At 39.5% G+C, this 21,705-nt stretch carries 13 protein-coding genes; 1 reads left to right on the top strand and 12 read right to left on the bottom strand.

Annotated features, from left to right (window positions below; genetic code table 11):
* Nucleotides 1–160: 160 nt before the first annotated feature.
* The 9 genes from PSF86_RS04935 to xylE all read right to left on the bottom strand — a co-directional run bounded on the left by PSF86_RS04935 (nt 161) and on the right by xylE (nt 18,195).
* The gene (locus PSF86_RS04935) at nt 161–2,173 is read right to left on the bottom strand and encodes a glycoside hydrolase family 97 protein (protein ID WP_277898946.1); all 2,013 of its coding nucleotides are present in this window, start codon (nt 2,171–2,173) and stop codon (nt 161–163) included.
* A gap of 6 nt (nt 2,174–2,179) precedes the next feature.
* On the bottom strand, nt 2,180–4,525 hold the full coding sequence (locus PSF86_RS04930; protein ID WP_277899600.1) for a glycoside hydrolase family 31 protein: 2,346 nt from the start codon (nt 4,523–4,525) through the stop codon (nt 2,180–2,182).
* Nucleotides 4,526–4,625: 100 nt separating this feature from the next.
* Nucleotides 4,626–7,118 (bottom strand): beta-galactosidase GalB, encoded by a 2,493-nt coding sequence (gene galB / locus PSF86_RS04925; protein ID WP_277898945.1) that lies wholly within the window; start codon nt 7,116–7,118, stop codon nt 4,626–4,628.
* A gap of 75 nt (nt 7,119–7,193) precedes the next feature.
* Nucleotides 7,194–8,558 carry a hypothetical protein gene (locus tag PSF86_RS04920; RefSeq protein WP_277898944.1) on the bottom strand — a complete coding sequence of 455 codons (1,365 nt, stop codon included), beginning with the start codon at nt 8,556–8,558 and terminating at the stop codon, nt 7,194–7,196.
* Nucleotides 8,559–8,582: 24 nt separating this feature from the next.
* Entirely contained in the window at nt 8,583–10,178 is a 1,596-nt protein-coding gene (locus PSF86_RS04915; protein WP_277898943.1) for a RagB/SusD family nutrient uptake outer membrane protein, read from the bottom strand.
* Between the two features lie 4 nt (nt 10,179–10,182).
* On the bottom strand, nt 10,183–13,317 hold the full coding sequence (locus tag PSF86_RS04910) for a SusC/RagA family TonB-linked outer membrane protein (protein ID WP_277898942.1): 3,135 nt from the start codon (nt 13,315–13,317) through the stop codon (nt 10,183–10,185).
* 432 nt (nt 13,318–13,749) lie between these two features.
* Nucleotides 13,750–15,057 (bottom strand): xylose isomerase, encoded by a 1,308-nt coding sequence (gene xylA / locus PSF86_RS04905; RefSeq protein WP_277898941.1) that lies wholly within the window; start codon nt 15,055–15,057, stop codon nt 13,750–13,752.
* Nucleotides 15,058–15,071: 14 nt separating this feature from the next.
* Nucleotides 15,072–16,553: a xylulokinase gene (locus PSF86_RS04900; RefSeq protein WP_277898940.1), complete on the bottom strand. Its 1,482-nt coding sequence runs from the start codon at nt 16,551–16,553 to the stop codon at nt 15,072–15,074.
* 1 nt (nt 16,554) lies between these two features.
* Nucleotides 16,555–18,195 carry a D-xylose transporter XylE gene (gene xylE / locus PSF86_RS04895; protein ID WP_277898939.1) on the bottom strand — a complete coding sequence of 547 codons (1,641 nt, stop codon included), beginning with the start codon at nt 18,193–18,195 and terminating at the stop codon, nt 16,555–16,557.
* 180 nt (nt 18,196–18,375) lie between these two features.
* On the opposite strand from xylE, the gene PSF86_RS04890 reads away from it, so the two are divergent.
* Complete coding sequence (locus tag PSF86_RS04890; protein WP_277899599.1) at nt 18,376–19,095, top strand: NUDIX hydrolase; 720 nt, start codon at nt 18,376–18,378, stop codon at nt 19,093–19,095.
* Nucleotides 19,096–19,116: 21 nt separating this feature from the next.
* On the opposite strand, the gene PSF86_RS04885 is transcribed toward PSF86_RS04890, so the two are convergent.
* The 3 genes from PSF86_RS04885 to PSF86_RS04875 form a co-directional block, all read right to left on the bottom strand.
* A complete protein-coding gene (locus tag PSF86_RS04885; protein ID WP_277899598.1) occupies nt 19,117–19,359 on the bottom strand; it encodes a pirin-like C-terminal cupin domain-containing protein in 243 nt (80 codons plus the stop codon).
* Complete coding sequence (locus PSF86_RS04880; RefSeq protein WP_277898938.1) at nt 19,359–19,883, bottom strand: pirin family protein; 525 nt, start codon at nt 19,881–19,883, stop codon at nt 19,359–19,361. Before PSF86_RS04880 ends, PSF86_RS04885 begins: the two co-directional genes overlap by 1 nt.
* 185 nt (nt 19,884–20,068) lie before the next feature.
* Entirely contained in the window at nt 20,069–21,688 is a 1,620-nt protein-coding gene (locus tag PSF86_RS04875; RefSeq protein ID WP_277898937.1) for a sodium:solute symporter, read from the bottom strand.
* Between the last annotated feature and the right edge of the window lie 17 nt (nt 21,689–21,705).

Genomic DNA, 21,705 nt, shown 5'->3' with positions numbered 1-21,705 from the left:
AAAATTAACAAGTTCTGATTTTATTAACATTTTAATGATTTCCTATTTAAAGTATCCTGAAAATGAGAAAGGGATACCTAATGATATCCCTTTTTTCTTTGAAAGCATATTAACAAAATACCTCTCTTTTTATTTTAACCGATGCTTCTTTTAAAAAAACTTAATTCAGTTTTTTAAAACGAATAGCTGCTCCTCCACTGGCACCCAAATGGAGTTTTAACACATCAGAAGTGGTAACTTTTTTCTTTGAAATAGCAATGGCATCCGGGTTATGGGTTTCATCGGTTCCTTCGGCATCGGCATAAATTTGTGCTTCATAAGTGGCATTTTCTTCTAAAAAGGATAATGGAATATCAAAATCTCTAGCCTTTTCATTGGTCATGCTTCCCAAATACCAATCGTCGCTATTAATATCTTTTCTAACGGTTGTAATATATGAGCCAATTTCTCCGTTCAAAATTTTGGTATCCTCCCAATTGGTAGGTACTTCTTTTAAAAATTGAAAAGCCGGTTGTCCTTCGTAATTTTCAGGAAGATCTGCCAACATTTGTATAGGCGAAAAAACGGTTACCAACAAAGCCAATTGTTTGGCTGCTGTACTGTGCACCCGCCGTCCCGGATATCCTTGCTTTACTTCCACATCCAGAATTCCGGCGGTAAAATCCATGGGGCCCGATAAAAGCCTCGTAAATGGCAAAATGGTGGTATAACTCGGCGGATTTCCTTCGCTCCATGCATTGTATTCTTGCCCGCGTGCCCCTTCCCGGGCCATCATGTTCGGGAATGTCCTTCGTTCCCCGGTGTCTTTAATTGGTTCGTGATACAGAACGGTAAGGTGATATTCGGCCGCTTTTTCTAAAACATATCTAAAATAATTCACGCCAAATTGACCATGATGCCATTCTTTCATTTTTAACAACGAACCTACATGCCCAATTTTTACATCGTGAATACCTACTTTATTGTACAATGCAAAAGCACTGTCAATTTGCTTTAAGTAATTATCGATGTTCGAACCTGTTTCGTGGTACCCGATAATGCGAACATTATGTTTGGCAGCATAATCGGTAACCGTTTCTAAATCGAAATTATCGGCTTCATTGGTAAAACTAAATTGATGCATGGCATTTTTGTACCAATCAGGCGTCCAACCTTTGTTCCAACCTTCAATCAATAAATGGTCTATGCCTTCTTTTTCGGCAAAATCAATATATTCCTCGGCATGTTTGGTTGTAGCTCCTTGTTTTTCCCCTTCCCAAAAAGTATATTTTCCAATATGCATCGCCCACCAAATTCCCATATATTTAAAGGGCTTTATCCAACTGGTATCTTCAATTTTATTGGGCTCGTTTAAGTTTAAAATAAGGTGCGAAGTAATTAAATCGGTTGGTTTTTCACCAATTTGCAAAGTTCGCCAAGGTGTGGTAAACGATTTTGTGGTTCTCACTTTTACCCCATCTGCCCAAGGCACTAAATCGGTTTTTAAGGTTGTCTCTTTGGTATGTGCCAAAGTAGTACTTGCAAAATCTACCAAATTGGCCTCGTGAAAGCTCAATGCCAATCCGTTTTTGCTTTCTATTGTTAATGGAGTATGAACGGTATCTAATGCGCTCACCGGCGAATCTTTATAAAGATATTCATAACGCTGTTGGCCATAAGCGGGAATCCACCATGCTTTTCCATCATCTGAAAGGTTGAAAGTGGTCAACTCGTCCATGATAAAAATGCTGTCTTTAATTCCCTGTTCCGGAAATACGTACCGAAATGCAACCCCATCGTCAAAAGCCCTGAATTCAATATTCAACTTTCGGTTCTTTGTTCCTTTTTCCTTCAATTCAACTTTTAATTCGTTGTAATGATTTCTGATCTCTTTTTTTTCACCCCAAACCTGTGTCCAAGTGTTATCGAAAGAGTCTTGCCGAACATTTACAATCTCAAAATTTTTATATAGAGAATCGGCATCCTTAAATACAAACCCCATTTCTGAAGGGTTTAAAACCTGTGTTTCTCCGTGCAAAACCTGGTATTGTGGAATGCCATTGTTTGATAATGAAAATGTTATTTTATTTACATTCCCGGGTGATGAAACTTCTATTGGTTTCTGTTCTTTGGTACATGCAATTAGAGCATATGCACAAATAGTGGTTATACAGTATTTTAATTTTATGAGCATAGTTTATTATTTAGTCCATTCTACCTTAAACGATGTTTTTCCTTGAAGTGAATTTGATTCAACTTCAAAAGTATTTCCGGTTTTTTCAACAGTAACAGTATGTAATTTTTCCCCTGCCGGAAGGTACACTTTCCCTTTAGCAGTTGTCGTTTCAGCAGTAGCATATACGTTAAGCTTCAACTGTGTCCAATCCATATTTTTAGTAGATTGTGCCAATTTAATATGAGGGATTACCGTTCCGTTTTTTACCAACACTACAATTGGTATTTCACCAGCTTCAATGGTATGCCAACCACTTTGGTATACTTTTTTAGTTTGATAGTCTATCCAGGTACCTTCGGGAAGGTATACTGCTCTGGATGTTTCATTTTCAAACAAAGGAGCTACCAACATGCTAGCACCAAAAAGGTATTCATTATCCACAAGCCATGCGCCCGGATCGTTTGGAAACTCTACAAAAAGAGCCCGCATCATTGGCAATCCTTTTTCCGAACTTTCTTTGGCTTGCGCATAAATATATGGCATTAATTCGTAACGCATGTTGTCTGCCTTTCTAAAAGCATCGAGGAAATCTTTATTGTACAACCAAGGTTCTGTTGGTGGTTCGCCATGACTTCTTACATGCGACGAAAGCATCCCGAAAGGGGTCCACCTTCTATACAAATCTTCAGGAGATTTTGTAACAAATCCTCCAACATCGTGGCTCCAAAAAGAAAAACCGCTCAACCCTAATGAAAGTCCGCCGCGAAGTGTTGCAGACATTGCCGTATTGGTAGTTGCGGCATCTCCTCCCCAATGCAATGGGTAACGTTGACTTCCAGCCCAGGTACTCCGTGCCCAAATAAGCGTATATCCTTTTTCTTTTTTAGTGATTTCTGCAACTGCTTTGTTGTATCGTAACGGATATAAATTATGCTCGTAAAAACCGGTACGTCCTGAATGATAAATTCCATTTGCCGGTGCTGCTTCTCCAAAATCAACTTTAAAAACACTCACGCCCAAATCGAACAAATGTTTCAGTTTTTCCTGATACCACTCCACTGTTTTTGGGTTGGAAAAATCCAGCACGGCATCTTCATAAGGAATGTTTCCTTTTCTATCTTTTACAGCCAAACCATTATCGACAATCTCATTAAACAAGGTATTTTTGGGCGTAAAATATGGCAATTGCCACAAACATACTTCAAAACCTTCGTCTTTAAGGTCGGATAACATTTTTTTAGGATTATTGAACCTTTCTGAAGCAAACTCATAATTGTTTCTCCAATCTACATCAAACCAACCGGTGTCGAAATGAATAACATCGCTCGGAATTTTATTCTTGCGCAATTCCTTGGCCACTTCCCTGCCCTCTTTTTCCGAGAAATAGGTAATCCTGCTCATCCAAAAACCAAACGACCATAACGGCGGCATTACAGATTTACCGGTCAAATCTGTGTACTCGTCCAAAATATCTTTAGGTTCGCCCAAAAAGATAAACAAATCGGCTTCATCGTCGCCAATCATCATTTCGTTGGCGCCACTAAAATACTTGCCGAAATCGACCGTAATTGGTGTTGAATGATGCATAAAAACACCATAACCGCGACTGCTCATGTAAAAAGGAATTGGCTTGTACATGGTTTCGTTTTGTACTCCGTTGGCATCATCTGTATATAAAACCACCTTTTCTCCACGCTTGTTGAATTGTATGAAAGATTCTCCGCAACCAAAGATTTTCTCATCCGGTTGAAGCGAAAAAACCGCCGCCATGCTTCGGGAATAATCGCTGTTCCTTCTTACATAAGAAAATGGCAGCACCGGTGTGTATGTATTGGTTACATCTGTATTGTGCAAAGTACTGGTTAAAAGTTTTCCTTTTCCGTCATAAATCTTAACATGCCAAGGGTTTTCAATAATTACGACTTTTCCGTTTTCATTGGAATATTGATAACCGCCCTCTATTTTTTTATACGTCCATGCATCGGGATTGTTGGGTGCTTTTCCATTAACCAACATCAACGATTCTTCCTGCGGATGAAATTGCGGTCCCGATGTCATTTTTATGCGGATCGTCCTATCTGAAACAAACTGAATTTGAAATGGCAAATGTGGTGCCGACTCATATTCTGTGGCCGGAAATTCGTTTGCCGGAACCGTATCTGGTTTCATCAACATATTGTTGAATGCCTGCCTACTTTGGTATTGGTATCTTTTATATTCAAGGGTTCCTTTCCCCGATTTGGGATCAAAATCTGTTAAATGATCTGCAAAATAAAATGTGTTTTCGTAATTATAAAAATCTTTGCTTATATCGACCGGCGCATTCAATACATCGGCATGTTGTATTTGCGCATCGGTTTTGGTAAACATCAGCAAGGCAAGAACACTTCCTGCAATGTACTTGTTGATGCTACTCCTTTTTGTATGATGTTCTCTTTTCATTGTTTTTAGTTAATTGTACGCTCGTTTTTTAGTTGAGTTGAATATTGATAGTTGCTTCTTTTAAACCCGGTGACGTAGCTGTAAGCGTTACTGTTGATGCTTTATCTCCGGCTTGAACAATTACCAAACATTTTCCATTCAATGCACTATGTTTTGTTCCTTTAAATGATTCGTGATTGGTTGGATCGCCACTGGCAACGCCCACAATTTTGCCATCTCCTCCCAACTGAAAAGAAATTTTATTATTGGCCTTAGGAACAAATATGCCCTTGTTATCCTGAATGTTTACCGTAATGAAAGAAAGGTCTTTTCCGTTGGCTTTAATGGTATTTCTATCGGCATGCAATTTTAACTGCGCCGCTTTTCCGGCAGTTTTAATTTCTTTTTCCATAACAACTGCTCCATTTTTTCTAGAAATTGCTTTTAACGTGCCCGCTTCAAAAGGAACGCGCCACATAACATGAAGATCATCAGCTTCTTTGCGCTTCGTTCCTAAAGATTTTTCATTTAAAAAGAGCTCTACCTCATCAGCATGATTGTAATATGCCCAAATATCCACTGTTTGACCTTCTTTCCAGTTCCAATGCGGAAATAAATGCAACACGGTTTTATCGGTCCATTCGCTTTGGTACATATAATACACATCTTTTGGGAAACCTGCCAAGTCTACAATTCCAAAATACGAGCTTCTGGAAGGCCAAGTGTATGGCGTAGGTTCACCTATGTAATCAAACCCTGTCCAGATGTACATTCCGGAAAGATAGTCGTGTTTTTTAATGATTTTCCAAGCCGTTTCGTGCAACGAACCCCAAGGCGCCCTTACTTGATCGAAAGCAGAAACCGTATTGTCCGGGTTTCCTTCCGTAAAAACCTTGTCCCAGCGCACGGGCCATATTTTGGTGGTATCCGAAGGAAAATCATAATGTCCCCTTGTCTGCAAAGTCGAGGTGGTTTCGGTGGCAATAAAAGGTGTATTCGGGAAATTCTTTTGATGCTGGGCATACGTTTGATGCGCATAATTGTACCCAATAATATCCAACGCACCCGATCCTGCCAAAGCATTGGGTTCGGCTGCCGTATCTTCAAACTGAAGGGTTACTTCCTTATTTTTTATATGGATTGGAGGATTCATTCCCGCTGTTACCAAGCGTGTTGTATCAAGGGTTTTTACAATTTTTGATAATTCCCTTCCTATTTCTGCACCACGTTCGTTCCATTGTTCCGGAATCTCATTTCCGATGCTCCACATAAAAATGCTGGGGTGGTTACGGTCTCTTAAAATTTGGGCTTCCAAATCTTTTTTATGCCATTCTTCCCAAACATTTCCATAATCGAATTTAGTTTTGCTTCGCTCCCACATATCAAAAGCTTCGTCCATAACGATAAAGCCCATTTCATCGCATAAATCCAAAAGTTCGGGTGCCGGTGGATTGTGGGAAGTCCTAATTCCATTTACCCCCATTTCTTTTAGAATTTCTAATTGACGCTCGATAGCACGAGTATTGATGGCTGCTCCTAAAGGTCCCAAATCGTGGTGCATACACACACCTTTTATTTTTGTTTGCTTTCCGTTTAGCATAAAACCTTTATCCAGATCGAATTTAAAGCTTCTTACCCCAAAATTTGTTTTGTATTGGTCTATCAATTCGCCATCAACAAAAATTTCGGTATATGCCCGATACAAATGTGGATGCGCGTCCGACCATAGTTTGGGAGCATCTAACAGGATATTTTGAGTTATTTTTTGGTTTTGACCCGCACCAATGGCAAACGCTTCCTTAACGGTTTTAACCATAGTATTTGCGTCGAAAATACGTGTACGCAACATGGCAGTTTTTTCTTGCCTATCTGAATTTTGAACAGCAGTTTCTATTTTAACAACTGCGCTGTCTTTAGACACTTTTGGAGTGGTAATGTACGTTCCCCAAGTATCCACATGAAGTTTTGCGGTTGTTTTTAACCACACATTTCGGTATATGCCCGAACCAGAATACCAACGTGAATTTGGTTGTTTGGAGTTGTCTACTTTTACAAGAATCACGTTTTTAGTTTTTCCGTAATTCAAAAAAGGTGTCAGGTTGTATTCAAACCAGATATATCCATTTGGCCTTTTTCCAAGATAATGCCCATTGATCCAAACTTGGCTATTGCTGTAAACTCCATCAAAAACAATAGAGATTAATTTATTTTTACCGCTTTCATCAATAGAAAATTCCTTTTTATACCATCCCAAACCTCCAGAAAGATAGCCTCCGCCATGACCTGTCGGGCTGTTTTCGTCAAAAAGCTTTTCAATACTCCAATCGTGTGGCAGGTTTAGTGTACGCCATTCTGTTGTTTCAGAAATTGTATCGTTATCACGAATACTATCGTTTAAATAAAAACTCCATTTATCGTTAAAGTCGGCTTTTCTATCAAAGTCCAACGCTTCGTTTTTTAATGAAGAATTGCATGCGCCGAACAACCCGACGCATGCAATATAAAAAGCTAACTTAAACTTTCTGTTTAAAAATAATTGCATTGTTTATATATCTATAGTTATAACAGCAAGGAAAGTAACATACGCTACTCTCCTTCTGTAATTTAAAATAATGCCTTACGGAATGATGTAATGGAAAACCAACCATTCGTCGCTATCTGGATTATAACTGGTACCAAACCAAATACCTTGCGTGTCAAAATCGTCAAACGCTTTAACAACTGTAATTGTATTGGTAGTTGGGTTCATCCAATGTCCTTCATTTTGAATTAAGGTTTCGCCATCTAAAGTAATTTCGTTGGTTGCCTCGTTAATGGTAAACGTACCGGAAGTTTCTACGCCATCTTGATTTCGGGTATACGTTTGTGTCCCGTTCCATTGATCGAAACGAATCCAAGAATTGGATGCAATGGCCGCCCAATTATCGTCCCATCCCCAACTATACGAACTGGTATGGTCTACCGTCCAACCGGCACCAGAAGCCAGCCAATCTACAGGGTTTCCGTTTCCATCGAGCTCCCAAATCCTGCCCGAACCAATACCGCCTGTTAGCATTTCAAGCAATTCACCGGGCTCGAAAGTAGGCTCAAAGCCTTCATCAACTTCGGGTTCTGTTTCTTCCGGAACATAGTTATCGGCATATTCTTTAGAGACATAATTCCATATATACCACCATTCGCCTTCATCATTGGTCCGCAAAGTGGCTATTCGCAACTGGTCTTCTGTCAATGTCAATATTTTAAGATCGTTATTCCAATTATTTACATTCGGAATAAAATTATCCGGTCTTAAAATAGTGGCATCGGTAGTTGTTAAGGTATGTGCTTCCTTGTCTAAATAGTACGTCCCGCTTTCTAATTCATTTCCTTCGCTATCGTGTGTGGTCATGTACGGTCCTCCAATTAAGCTAAAGGTCATGTAGTTTCCCCAATGCATATCTTCATCTGTACTTCCATTTGCATTGCCTTCGGGTTCCCAGTTTGGCGTAAAATCGTTCCATTCTACAACTCCAGACGGGTCTGCATACGACATTGCCCCGGGAGCCAACCCATATTGGCCGTTATCAAAAACCCATGACTTTTCATGTCCGGGCCCTCCAGATAAAAATATCCAAAGTTCGTCGTTTACATAATTCAGGTTGTCTTGTGTTACCGAAACAGTTACCGGATCTGCATCCACCAAACCGCCATCGGTCATTGCCGAAAACTGGATGGTATAATCGCCTGCAAAAGCAAAATGAATGGTATCCACGGCCCTGTTGGAGCGTCCTGTTCCATAATTCCATACAGGCACCGTTTCTGGAGTATTATTGGTGAGAATTACTGTATTACCCCCTTCGTCTATGGAATAATCCTGCTCAATGGTATATTGAAGTTCAGATGGGTCTAATTTATCCCCCAGGCTATTTTCATGATCATCGCACGAAGCAAAAAATGCCGCAATGCACAATACCATGAGACCAAATTTATATATAGTTTTCATTTTTCTATTTTTTAAATTTAATAATTACCATCCTGTGTTTTCCTTCAAAACATTGTTTGATAATGTAATTTGCGTATTTGGTATTTGTTGCAAACCTTCTGTGGTTTGAATATTTCCTGCCGAAATGGTTTTCTCGGTCGTTACTCCACCATTTAAAACAGTAGTGCTTGTTGCCAAGGTTGAGGCTGCTGTGCTTACTCCTTGGCGAAGCAGATCCCAATACCTGATGCCTTCCATGGCAAACTCTTTGTGTCGCTCCTTCATTATGTTGCTTTTGTTTGCCGTTAGCGAAACAAAATTATCTCCAAGGGCCCTTTGCCTTACTTCATCAAAGTATTGTTGTGCATTGGAGCTTCCCAGTTCTGCGGCCATCAATAAAACATCGGCATAACGCATTACGTAATAATCTTGAAACTGGCCTATTTGAAAATTGAGTGCGCCTAATTGTTCTGCTACGCTTCCCAGGTTTCCGTCTTCATCATAATCCGTCATCGGACTGTACTTTTTGTTGTAATAACCGGTATATTCCCTTTGTTTGTCCTGATTTTCAAATGGAATTTCATCTTCATCAATGGCAATTATGGTGGCTGCTCTCCTTGCGTCGCCTTCTTCATATAAATTATACAATTCCGGGTTCACGGTAACTCCCCATCCCCTTCCAAAAGGATAATAATCAAATTCACGCATACCGAACATTACCATCCAGTGGTTTCCATCAGTATTCCCATCATAATCACTTGTATAGGTGAATTTTATTGAAAAAACAATTTCCTTGTTATTTTCTCCTTCAAAATTTTCAACGGAAGCAGCAGGCCATAAAGTACTAAAATCGTCTACCAAACCATGACCGCTTTGCGCTATGACATCTTCTAATTGTGCCAATGCTGAAGATTGATTAACCAAACCAACCAAGTCTGAAGCTCCATAATATCCTGTATAATACAGGTAAACTCGTGCCAACATTGATTTTGCTGCCCATTTGGTAACCCTACCGGCCTGAACCGAAGTGTAAGGCTCAGACGACATATTTTCTGAAGCAAAAAGCAAATCTTGAGCAATTACCGCATAAATTTCTTCGGGTGCAGATTGTGGAATGTTCTCATCTGAAGGTTCGGTTAATAATGGAACTTGACCAAACAAGCGCACCAAATCGAAATATAAATAGGCCCTAATGAACCGGGCTTCCGATTCGTATGTTAACTGTAACTCTTCATTTCCAGACCAATCAATTTGATCCATTTTTTGAAGCAAGGTGTTGCACCTAAAGATGGCCTGATAGTATTTTATCCAAGTATCGTTGTACAAATCTACATCAGATGGTGACCTGCTCACATCAAATTCATCCAACATTTGGTAACCAAATCCATCTGAATTCCCTGTTCCTCCAAAACAATCGTCTGATAATACTTCGGAAGCAATCGGGAACGACAATCCCGATGCGCCCACTGCTATCTGCATTCCGTCGTAACATCCAACAAGTGCATCGTATGCATCTCCCGGATTTTGATAAAAGCTGTCGCTTGTAAGCTCTGTCATTGGTTCTGTGTCCAGATAATCCTTGGTACAGGAACCCAATATCAACATTGCTAATGTTATTGTGTATATGCTAAGTTTTTTCATTTTTTTAGAATTTAATGTTTAGTCCCATCATATATGTTGTTGGACGTGGGTAATATCCAACATCTACGCCTGAAGAAAAGTTGTATTCGTCTGAAGAAACTCCAAACCCAACTTCAGGATCCATCCCGTTATAATTGCTAAACGTATATAAGTTCAATACAGAAAAGTAAACCCTAAGCTGGCTGGCAAAAAAGTTTTCTTTGTTCACTCCTTTGGCGATATCGTAACCAAGTGTTACATTATTAATTCTAAAGAAATCGCCGTCTTTTACATAAATATCAGAGAATTTGGTATAGTTTCTATTATCCAGCGTTAATCTTGGAAGCGTATTCGACGATCCCGGCCCATGCCAACGGTCTAAAAATTCTGCCGTGTAAGTGCCGTAGGCACCCGACATATTTCTGTACGACTGCACCAATTGATTTCCGGCAACGCCACTAGTTTGCACCGAGAAATCGAGTGCTTTGTAATTGGCACCAAGAGAAATACCATAGGTTAAATCGGGGTTTGGATTACCAATTTGTGTTTTATCGCTTACATCAATAACCCCATCTCCGTTTCTATCTACATATTTTAAATCTCCCGGTACAGCTGTAGGCTGAATAACTGTTCCATCTGTATTTCTATAGTTTTGAACGTCTTCTTCGGTTTGAAAAACACCATCGGTTTCATACCCCCAGAAATATCCTAGCGGATGGCCATTTTCGGCCCTATAAAATTCTGGTGAATTGTCCCAAAGTTGCGCTGTTTCACCATGAATAATGCCGTCTTCAGTAGGAATACTTCCTACTTCATTTTGGTTATAGGCTCCGTTAATTCCAATGTTATAAGAAAAATCTTCACCAATTTGGTCTCTAAAGGCAAGTGCCAGTTCAACCCCACGGTTGGTTACATCTCCTCCATTAATCCATTTGTTCTCAACTCCAGAAGTTGGTAAAACAGGAATACTGATTAACCAATCTTTGGTTGTTTTTTCGTACCAGTCGAAATTAACGGTCAACTTTGATTGAAAAAACCTGGCATCAAAACCAATATCCAATTGTTCTGAAGTTTCCCAAGTAAGTGCCGGATTTGCTAATCTGTTCGGGTAAGCTCCCGGTGTTAACACTGCTTCTTCGTCTCCAAAAATGTAATTTGTGTATCGATAAGTAACCGGGGCCAAATACTGAAAGTTCCCAACATTTTGATTACCTACTTGCCCCCAGCTTGCTCTTAATTTAAAGTAACTTAACCAATTGCTTGCGCTGTCCATAAAGTTCTCGTTGGTAACAATCCATCCACCTGAAACAGACGGAAAATACCCCCAACGGTTTCCATTGGCAAAATTAGACGAGCCATCGGCCCTAAAGGTAACATTCAATAAATAGGTTTCTTTAAAGTTATAGTTTAACCTTCCAAAATACGACATACGCTTCACTTGGGCGTCAGGGCCGCCCTGTAAGGTTATTTGCGCCCCTTCGGTATTAGTGGCATTGCTTAGCCAGGCATGTTCCAGATCGTCAAAGACTAAATTTACATTACTTCCGTACATCGAAACCCCTTCATAATTAAAAGAGGAAGACCCCAACATGGTCTCGAAATGGTGATTACTGTCAATATCAAAAGTATAGGTCAATAAATTATCCCAAATAAGGGTTTTACCTTCATTCATACTTTGTGTCGCCGTGGTAAAGTTGTTGAAGTTGTAAGATGACAATTCATAAATAGGGCTAAACGAATGCCCTTGTGAAGAAAAATAATCCAATCCTAAACTGGTTCTGAACTTTAAATTTTTCAGCAATTCAAATTCCATGTATACATTTCCCAATAACTTTTGGGTTTCATTCCTGTTTTGGTTCCCATAGATCATTGAAGCATACGGATTTGACATTCCTGCCAACCAAACTTCAGCATCATCAGCTGTGTTGTAATAATTACCATCTGCATCATACATCGGGATCAACGGATTGGCCTGAAAAGCCCCACGCAATGCATTATTGTATTGATTACCTACGCCAATACCATTATTTTTGATATATGCAAAACTTAAATTCTCCCCAAACGTTACCCTGTCGTTATAAAATTTATGTTCTGAATTAAACCGAAAGTTGTAACGTTCGTAATTAGACAAATCGGCACCGCCAACAACACCCTCCTGATTGGTATAAGACAATGAAGAAGAATACGTAGAGGCATCGCTCCCCCCGGTTAGGCCCAATGTATAGTTTTCGGTTTTTGCGGTAGCGAACATTTCGTCCATCCAATTGGTACCTTCTCCCATTTGGTCGATATCGGCATTGCTAAAAATCGGGGAGCTTCCCGAGCTGATTGCCTCCTCGTTCATTAAAGTTGCATATTCGGTTGCATTTAGCATATCAATTTTTCTCGTTACTTCTTGCAAACCGTAATAATGATCGAACGTAATTTGTGCATGTCCTTTTTTACCCTGTTTGGTGGTTACAAGCACAACACCATTTGCTGCCTGCGAGCCATAAATAGCGGCTGATGCGGCATCTTTTAGAATGGAGATATTTTCTATATCTGCATTGTTTAAATAAGAAATATCGTTGGTCAATACCCCATCTACAACATATAGCGGAGCATTATTTCCCGTTGAGCCCAAACCACGGATAACCACATTGAACCCTTCGCCGGGTTGCCCGGAAGTTGACGTAATCTGTACCCCGGGTGTTTGCCCCTGTAGTGCCTGTAATGCATTGGTGGTGCTCTGCCTTTCTAGATCTTCTCCCGAAACTTGCAGATTGGCACCGGTTACCAATTCTTTCTTTTGGGTTCCATAACCCACCACTACAACTTCGTCCAGTTGTTGGGTGTCTGTTGCCAAAGCGACGTTTATGGTTGACTTACCTCCTACGGAAATATTCTGGCTTACAAACCCAATATAACTAAATTGTAATGTAGCATCTGCTGATGCATTGATTGTGTAATTCCCATCAAAATCTGTAGTGGTACCGTTATTGGTACCAACAACTACAACATTTGCACCGGGAATTGGCATTCCATCTTCTGCAGAAGTTATTGTTCCCGTAATTGTTCCGCTTTGTGCGTGAGCATAGCCCATTTGAAAAAGCAGAACAAAGAAGAACAATACAACTTTTAGAAAATGATTTTCTAAAAATCGATTTGATTGTTTTTCCATAATAAAAATTGTTAGTTTTAATTAATTAGCTAAATAGCACAGGCTGTTATTTTTACAATGTTTGCCATGTACATAATTATTGTTGTGCCTCCTTATTATAATTGTAAATTTTACATTAATAATTTTAGACAAAATAAATTGACCAGCACCGTACCTATTTCACGGTGGGCAAACCCATTTTAATATTTAAAATTTTATTATATAGATATTTACAGCTACATACAAAACCAGTCAAAGATGCTTCGTTATGTGGCCATAAATGTTATACTTTAAACCAAAAAATGTATTATTTTGGATTTAAAGTTGTCGAAGGTTTAATGACAATTTAAAAATGTCATGTTACGGTATGCTAATATGCCCTATGACGAATTAGCAAAACTTGATTTTAGTTGTTTTTCCATAATAAATAATTGTCAGTTTTTAATTAATCAGCTATATAGCATTGGCAATAATTTGCTCGTATAATTCTTGTTTGCCACTTAATTGTTGTGGTTCTCCGTTGGAAATGGCTATTTGGCTTAACGCCTCCAAGGTTAGTTGCCCTTTTTCAAATTTGGCACCGTTTCCACCGTCAAAACTTTGGTAACGTTGCAATCTCAACTTTTTATAGTTTGTATCGTTTAAAATTTTATCGGCACATATAAGTCCGCGCGCAAAAGCATCCATTCCGGCAATGTGTGCGATGAATTTATCTTCCAGATCGGTAGAGTTTCTGCGCACTTTGGCATCGAAGTTTATTCCCCCTTTTTTGATACCGCCACCTTGTAGTATTACCAACATGGCTTCTGTAATCTCGTAAGTGTTTAATGGAAACTGATCTGTATCCCATCCATTTTGATAATCTCCCCTGTTTGCATCGATACTGCCCAACAATCCATTATCTACAGCCACTTGAAGTTCGTGCTCAAAAGTATGTCCCGCCAATGTTGCATGGTTTACTTCTAAATTCAGTTTAAAATCTTTTTCCAAACCATATTTATTGATAAAACCTATAGTTGTTGCTGCATCGTAATCGTACTGATGTTTTGTAGGCTCCATGGGTTTTGGCTCGATTAGGAATGTACCGTTGAATCCCTGTTTTCTTGCATAATCCCTACAGGTGGTCAAGAACATGGCCATATGGTCGAGTTCACGTTTCATATCGGTATTCAACAAACTCATATAACCTTCCCTTCCGCCCCAAAAAACATAATTTTCGCCACCAAGGGCAATGGTTGCATCTATGGCAATTTTTGCCTGTCCGGCCGCATATGCAACCACATCGAAGTTTGGATTGGTGGCCGCTCCGTTCATGTACCTTGGATTGCTAAACAAATTGGAAGTTCCCCAAAGCAGTTTTATACCGGTTTCTTGTTGTTTTTGTTTGGCATATTCAACCATTGTTTCGATGCGCTTTTCAAATTCGGCCAAAGTAGGGGCCTCATCGACTACATCTATATCGTGAAAGCAATAAAAAGGAGTTCCAAGTTTGTCCATAAACTCAAAGGCCGCGTCCATTTTTGCCTTGGCACGGTCTATAACGTTTTCGGATTGATCCCAAGAAAAAACCTCGGTTGGCGCTCCAAAAGGATCGCCTCCTTTGTTGTTGAATGTATGCCAATATGCGGTAGCAAAACGCAAACGCTCTTTTAGTGTTTTTCCTGCCACAACTTTATTTTCGTCATACCATTTAAACGCCAATGGGTTGTCGCTTTCTTTTCCTTCAAATTTTATCTTATCGATATTCTTAAAATAGCTCATTTTTTATAGTTGATTTATATGTTATTCTTCCAAGTTTGATATATTTCCTGATATTGACCAACCTTTTTGGTGTCGGGAGAAACCCGCTCCAAACAGGCAAGCCCACTAAAGGCCTCTTCTAGTTTTGAATAAAACCCATGTCCGTATGCAGCTCCCCTTGCCGCGCCATCGGCCCCAGAAGTATTGTACAGCTCCAAAGTTGTATTGGTGGTGTTAACAAATATCTCCCTAAAAACGGGGTTTAAAAACAGGTTTGCCTTTCCGGCCCGAACCACTTTGCCTTCCACACCAACATTGCGCATTATTTCAAAACCATAGTTCATTGCAAACACAATGCCTTCGCATGCCGCACGGACAAAATCTGCTTTTTGGTGAATATTAAAATTTAGGTTTTGAATCCCCGAAAAAGTAGGTTTGTTATTAAAAATACGTTCTACACCGTTCCCGAACGGGTAAAAACGGAGTTCGTTGCTCCCAATGGGGCTCTGTCCTGCCGATTGATTTAAAAGCTCGTAATCAATTAATTCGTCTTTAGAAACCGACATAATTTTACGGATCCACTGGTATAGAATCCCCGAACCGTTAATACATACCATTACGCCATTTCGCTTTTCTTCAAGTTGGTTATTCACATGCAAAAAGGTATTAATACGGTTGTTTGCATCGTAATCGTCTGTGCTACTTACTCCATAGATAACCGCCGAAGTACCTGCTGTTGTTGCTATTTCTCCCGGATGGAGCACGTTTAACGACAAAGCATTGTTGGGCTGGTCTCCGGCCCGGTATGTAACTTCTGTTTCTTCACTCAATCCAAGCTCTCCCGCTATTTGTTTGCTTATTTTAGCCTGTTTGCCAAAATTTGGAACCACTTCCGGTATTAATTCCGGTGAAATTTCCATGGCATTCAAGATTTCTGTGGCCAATCTATTTTCCTTAAAATTCCATAGTGCTGCTTCTGAAAGTCCAGAGGTGCTTATCTGGGCAATCCCGGTTAGTTTGGCCGCAATAAAATCTCCGGGAAGCATTGCGTATTTTATTTGAGCATATATTTCCGGTTGGTTTTCTTTTACCCATTTCAATTTTGAAGCCGTAAAGTTTCCGGGGCTTCCCAAAATTTGTTGTTGGCATTTCCCTTCTCCTATACTTTTATATGTAGTTTCCCCTATTTCGGCAGCACGGCTATCACACCAAATAATGGAAGAACGTACCGGCTCTAAATTTTCATCGACCACCACCAACCCATGCATTTGATAGGCTATACCAATGGCTTTAATTTTCTTTGTATCTATATGATGTTCCTTACGGATTTTTTCAATTCCTTCCTTTACATACTCCCACCACATATTGGGATCTTGTTCTGCCCAACCATATTCTGGAGCTGCCATTTCCATTTCGTGGTCCGGCACCATTAAAGCACAAACAGAAGCATTTTTATCGGCATCAAAAACAGCCAATTTTATAGAAGAACTCCCCAAATCTATCCCTAAATAATACATGTTACAGTTCTGCTTTTTTGGTGGTTATCACAACTTTTTTCTTTATTTCCCATAGGCCTTCCATTTCCTCCAAGGTTTTTTCTTTGGTTTCAGGCACAAACTTCCATATAAATATTGCCGAAAGCACTGCCATTATTCCATATACCCAATAAGAAAATCCATGATGGAAAACTTCTGTTAAATAGGCATTGTTATTCATCATCGGGAACGTCCACGAGACAATAAGGTTGGCCAACCACTGAATTGCAACAGCCACGGCCATGGCCCCTTTTATTTTATTCGGAAAAATTTCTGAAAGCAATACCCAAGTAACCGGCCCCCACGAAACAGCAAATGCCGCTATATAAAGCAACATTAGCAATAAAGCTGGCATCCCGTTGTTTTCTGCATACAGAACAGTACCAAGGCCAATCATGCTTATGGCCATAACAATACTACCGATGAGCATTAAAATTTTTCTTCCGAACTTATCTACCGTAAAAATCGCAACAATGGTAAAAAGAAGGTTAATGGCTCCCACAATAATGGTTTGCAACATAGAGGCATCTGTTTTCATGCCCATACCTTTAAATATTTCGGGAGCATAATAAAGCACAACATTAATCCCTACAAATTGCTGAAAAACAGACAATAAAAGTCCAATAACAATAATACCCCAGCCATAGCTTAGCCAAGGGGCTTTTTTTATATTAAAAGATTTTTTTATTTCGGTTAAAATAATTGTTGCCCTGGAAGCCCCGTTATACTTTATGAGCGTATTAACCGCGGCTTCTTCATTTCCTTTAAGCACTTGAAAGCGTGGCGTCTTCGGAACAAAAAACAGCAACATTAAAAAAAGCATGGCCGGAATACATTCCGATAAAAACATATACCGCCAGCCAATGCCATTAATCCATTCTTCGGCCTGGCCCTTTACTATATAATAGTTCACGAAATAAACAATAAACATACCGCCCACAATAGCCAATTGATTGCAAGATACCAGCTTGCCACGAATATTGGCAGGAGCCATCTCGGCAATGTACAATGGTGCCAGCATACTGGCCAGCCCTACTCCTATTCCACCAATAATTCTATATAAAATAAATACGGCCAAACTGCCGGAGGGTAAAAAATTAAGAGTGTCTGGATAAGCAGAACCCAACGCCGACACAAGAAATAATATTGCAGAAAGCACCAATCCGTTTCTCCTTCCCATAGAGTTTGCAACCCTGTCTCCCAAAGCTGCACCGATTATACAACCAACCAAAGCGCTACTTACCATGAAGCCCAAAATGGAATTGGTAAGGTTTTCGGTAAGTGCATTTGCTTCTGATAAGAAATTGGAAAAAAGAAAATAGGCACCAAATATAAAAAGTACCGTCAAGCTTATAATTGCCGTTTGCTTTTTGAAAAACTTAAAGAAAAAAGAACCAAATAGCGCAAAAACAGTAATGCAGCACAAAACAATTACAGTCTTGAACTGAAAAATGATGTTTTGTGCATCGGCAGTGTTAGCCCCAATCTGTTCAATAAAGAAATTTCTTAATGCTCCTACTGCGCCAGAGATTACCGCAGTGTCATATCCAAAAAGTAGTCCGCCCAAACTGGCTACGGCAGTTATTAAATATACATTCTTGGCTTTTGAATTGGTTTGGTTCATTATAATAGTCAGTTAAACTATAACTTATAGTTAATTTGACTACAATACTAATTAATTAATTTCATTTTATCAAAATTTTAGATTTAAAAATAAATAATCGTCAATAATAAACACAATAAGGTGACGTATAGGAATTATTTTGTATATATGCAAATTGAAAACAACCGTACACAAACAATGATGGTTAAAAAATTCATCGACGAGGAATCAGGAAAAGTTATTGAAGAAAAGGTAATGAACGCCATTACTATTGACTGTGTAATATTTGGTTTCGACGAAGGCAAGCTGGAAGTTCTTTTAATAGAGCACGCAGAAGGTATTAGCAAGGGAAAATGGGGTTTACCGGGCGGTTGGATCAAAGAAGATGAAAGTATCGATGAGGCCGCAAACAGATTGTTAAGGGAACTTACCGGAATCTCTAATCTATACCTTGAGCAATTAAAAGCCTTTGGAGACCCCAAACGTTTCCCTTTGGGCAGGGTTATTACCATTGGGTATTATGCCCTGATAAAAAAAGAAGATTATGATGTAAAGGCCGGGTTTACTGCATCGGATGCGAAATGGTACAAAATGGACGATGTTAAACATTTAATATACGACCATAACGAAATTTTAAACTACAGCTTAAAGCATTTAAGGAACAGGGTACGCCAGGCACCCATTGGCTTTAACCTGCTCCCTGAAAAGTTTACGCTTTTGCAGCTTATGCAACTCTACCAGGAAATTTTAAACGTGGAATTGGACAAGCCTAACTTTAGAAGGAAAATATTGAAGATGAAACTCTTGGCAGACCTTAAGGAGAAAGAGCAAAATGTGTCGCACAGAGCTGCAAAACTCTATAAATTCGACCCGGATATTTATAAAAAACTTACCGAAAAGGGATTTAATTTTGAAATGTAGCCGACCCTAATTTTTGGCTCCCTATTCTTCCCAAACTCCAAACTTCCCTGATCGATAATCCTGAAATGCCTCCCTTATTTCCTTTTCCGTATTCATCACAAAAGGTCCTTCGGCCGCTACCGGTTCGTTAAAAGGTTTGGCATGCCCCAGTAAAATCTTGGCTTCGGTAAGTGCTTCAATGGTTAATTCTTCGGCATCGTTATTAAATTCAACCAGGTAATGCTTTTCTGTATTTTTTCCATTTACAAGTACATTTCCCTTTATTACATAAAAAATATGTTGTTTACCTTCGGTATGGTCAACGAATACGTAGCATTTTTCTTAATTTCTATGGTAGCCAAGGCAATATCGGTTAATGTATCTATTCCACCTTTTGTGTCTTTCCACATTCCCGAAACCGCATTAATAACAACGGTTTTGTCCTTATTATCAAGCTTCGGTATGCCTTCTTTTTGGACACCTATATATTTTGGTTCCACCATTTTATATTTGGCGGGCAAATTAACCCATAATTGCAATATTTCCAGGTTACCGCCTTGCTCTTTAAATTTATCCGAAGAAACTTCTTCATGGATCAACCCTTTTCCGGCAGTCATCCACTGCACGCCTCCTGCCGTTATTGTACTTTCGTATCCATTAGAATCTTTATGTTTTATGTCGCCTTCCAGTATAAAGGTAACGGTTTCAAACCCTCTGTGCGGATGCGGGCCAAAAGGCAAACCATTATTGTTTTTGCCATATTCCTGCAACCCATGATGGTTTAAAAATAAAAAAGGATCTAAGTACATAATACTTTGCGTGGGAATTGCCCTATATGTCGCTAAATCGTCAATTGGTGCATAAACTGCTTCGTGGATTTTCTATATAGTACTCATGAAAGTTTTTTTAGGGTTCTAAATTTAAGGATTATTTTCAACAACAAAAGGGACTAAAATAATTTTAATCCCTTTTGTTCAACCAATTATATATAGATTTATTTTCCGTTAAAAAGTATCATCACCCCAATTACAATGGCAATTATAAGTACAGATACCAAAATATCGATCCAATTATAACTGTTTTTATTGTTATTTTTTTCTTCTTCTGAAATGGTATTGAACGTAAGGTTTTCTACTTTTTCTTCTGAAGGAGCCTTACTGAGCAAGCTTACAACAATAGTGAGTATTACACAAAAAAGGAAGAACCATGCGCCAAAGGTCAAAAAGTTCATATCGCCCAATTTGAAAAGGAATCCGTTGGGGTCCAGCGAACCTTTTACCAGTTCTAAAATGATGCGAATAGCGCCCACAACAAAACCGGTAATTAAGGTAATAAATGCCCCTTGTGCATTGATGCGCTTATGGAAAATCCCCAATAAAAAAACTGCCGTAATCGGTGGAGAAATATACGATTGTACTTTTTGAAGATATTCGTATAAAACTCCCGATATATTTGCCATGATGGGGATCCAGATAATTCCGATAATGACCACAATTACGGTAGCAATCTGTCCGGTTCTTACCAGTTTTTTCTCGGGCGTATCCGGCTTTAATTTCTTATAAATATCAACGGTAAAAAGTGTTGAACACGAATTAAATACCGATGCCAACGAACTCATAAGCGCGGCAAGCAAGCCTGCTGCTACCAAGCCACGCAACCCGGAAGGCAATAAATTGCTCATTAAAACCGGAAACGCCTCATCGGGGGTATCCCATTCCAGTTCGCCCCTCATTTTTAAAGTAAGCGCAATAACCCCGGGGATTAAAAATAAAAATACAGGAAGCAGTTTAAGCAGGGCGCCAAAAATGGTCCCCCGCCTCCCTTCTTTTATATTTTTGGCCGTTAAGGTACGCTGAACAATGTATTGGTCGGTGCACCAATACCAAATTCCCACAATAGTGCTTGTTATAAACAGTGTTGGCCAAGGAAATTCGGGATCGGATGCCGAACGCCACATATTTAAATATTCTGGGGTAACGGTCTCCTTCATACTCTCCCAGCCGCCAACATGATCCAGACCAATAATTGTTAATGCCGCTGCGCCTATTACCAATACAATGGCCTGCAAGGTTTCGGTATAAACAACGGCACGCATTCCGCCAACAACGGTATACAGGCCCGTTAAAACCACCGTTGAAAGGGCCCCTGTCCAAAAATCAATGCCCAAAAGAGCCGAAACCACTATTCCCCCGGCATAAATAGTCACCGAAATTTTGGTAAGGACATAAGCTATAATGGAAAAAACCGAAAGCACCCAACGCGAACGCGCATCAAAACGCTTTTCTAAAAATTCGGGCATGGTAAATACGCCGCTACGGGCATAAAAAGGCAGGAATACCCAACCGAGAATTAATACCACCCAAGCTTGGATTTCGTAAATAAGCATTGGCAGTTTGTTTCCAGCCCCGGCACCGGCCAGACCAACAACGTGTTCCGAACCAATATTGGAGGCAAAAATAGAAGCACCAACAACAAACCAGCCCACATTACGGCCGGCAAGAAAGTAATCTTCTGTGTTGTTTTGTTTTTTTCTGATGATCCATATTGCAATCCCAACCAAAATCAAGAAATAAAAAGCAATACAAATCCAATCGAGTGTATCTAAAGTTTTCATTTTTAAGTTATAACAAG

Origin of the sequence: Galbibacter pacificus, from assembly GCF_029603165.1 — a bacterium.
Taxonomy (GTDB): domain Bacteria; phylum Bacteroidota; class Bacteroidia; order Flavobacteriales; family Flavobacteriaceae; genus Galbibacter; species Galbibacter pacificus.
This window is presented reverse-complemented; position numbering and strand designations above follow the sequence as displayed.

Excerpts from the sequence above, each read along its gene's own strand:
- PSF86_RS04910 (WP_277898942.1), bottom strand. The coding sequence starts at position 13,317 with ATGGAAAAACAATCAAATCGATTTTTAGAAAATCATTTTCTAAAAGTT.
- PSF86_RS04900 (WP_277898940.1), bottom strand. The coding sequence starts at position 16,553 with ATGTATTATTTAGGGATAGATTTGGGGAGTTCTTCTATAAAATTGGCT.
- PSF86_RS04930 (WP_277899600.1), bottom strand. The coding sequence starts at position 4,525 with ATGTTTACCAAAACCGATGCGCAAATACAACATGCCGATGTATTGAAT.
- PSF86_RS04880 (WP_277898938.1), bottom strand. The coding sequence starts at position 19,883 with ATGTACTTAGATCCTTTTTTATTTTTAAACCATCATGGGTTGCAGGAA.
- xylE (WP_277898939.1), bottom strand. The coding sequence starts at position 18,195 with ATGAACCAAACCAATTCAAAAGCCAAGAATGTATATTTAATAACTGCC.
- PSF86_RS04875 (WP_277898937.1), bottom strand. The coding sequence starts at position 21,688 with ATGAAAACTTTAGATACACTCGATTGGATTTGTATTGCTTTTTATTTC.
- xylA (WP_277898941.1), bottom strand. The coding sequence starts at position 15,057 with ATGAGCTATTTTAAGAATATCGATAAGATAAAATTTGAAGGAAAAGAA.
- PSF86_RS04915 (WP_277898943.1), bottom strand. The coding sequence starts at position 10,178 with ATGAAAAAACTTAGCATATACACAATAACATTAGCAATGTTGATATTG.
- PSF86_RS04935 (WP_277898946.1), bottom strand. The coding sequence starts at position 2,173 with ATGCTCATAAAATTAAAATACTGTATAACCACTATTTGTGCATATGCT.
- PSF86_RS04920 (WP_277898944.1), bottom strand. The coding sequence starts at position 8,558 with ATGAAAACTATATATAAATTTGGTCTCATGGTATTGTGCATTGCGGCA.
- PSF86_RS04890 (WP_277899599.1), top strand. The coding sequence starts at position 18,376 with ATGGTTAAAAAATTCATCGACGAGGAATCAGGAAAAGTTATTGAAGAA.
- galB (WP_277898945.1), bottom strand. The coding sequence starts at position 7,118 with ATGCAATTATTTTTAAACAGAAAGTTTAAGTTAGCTTTTTATATTGCA.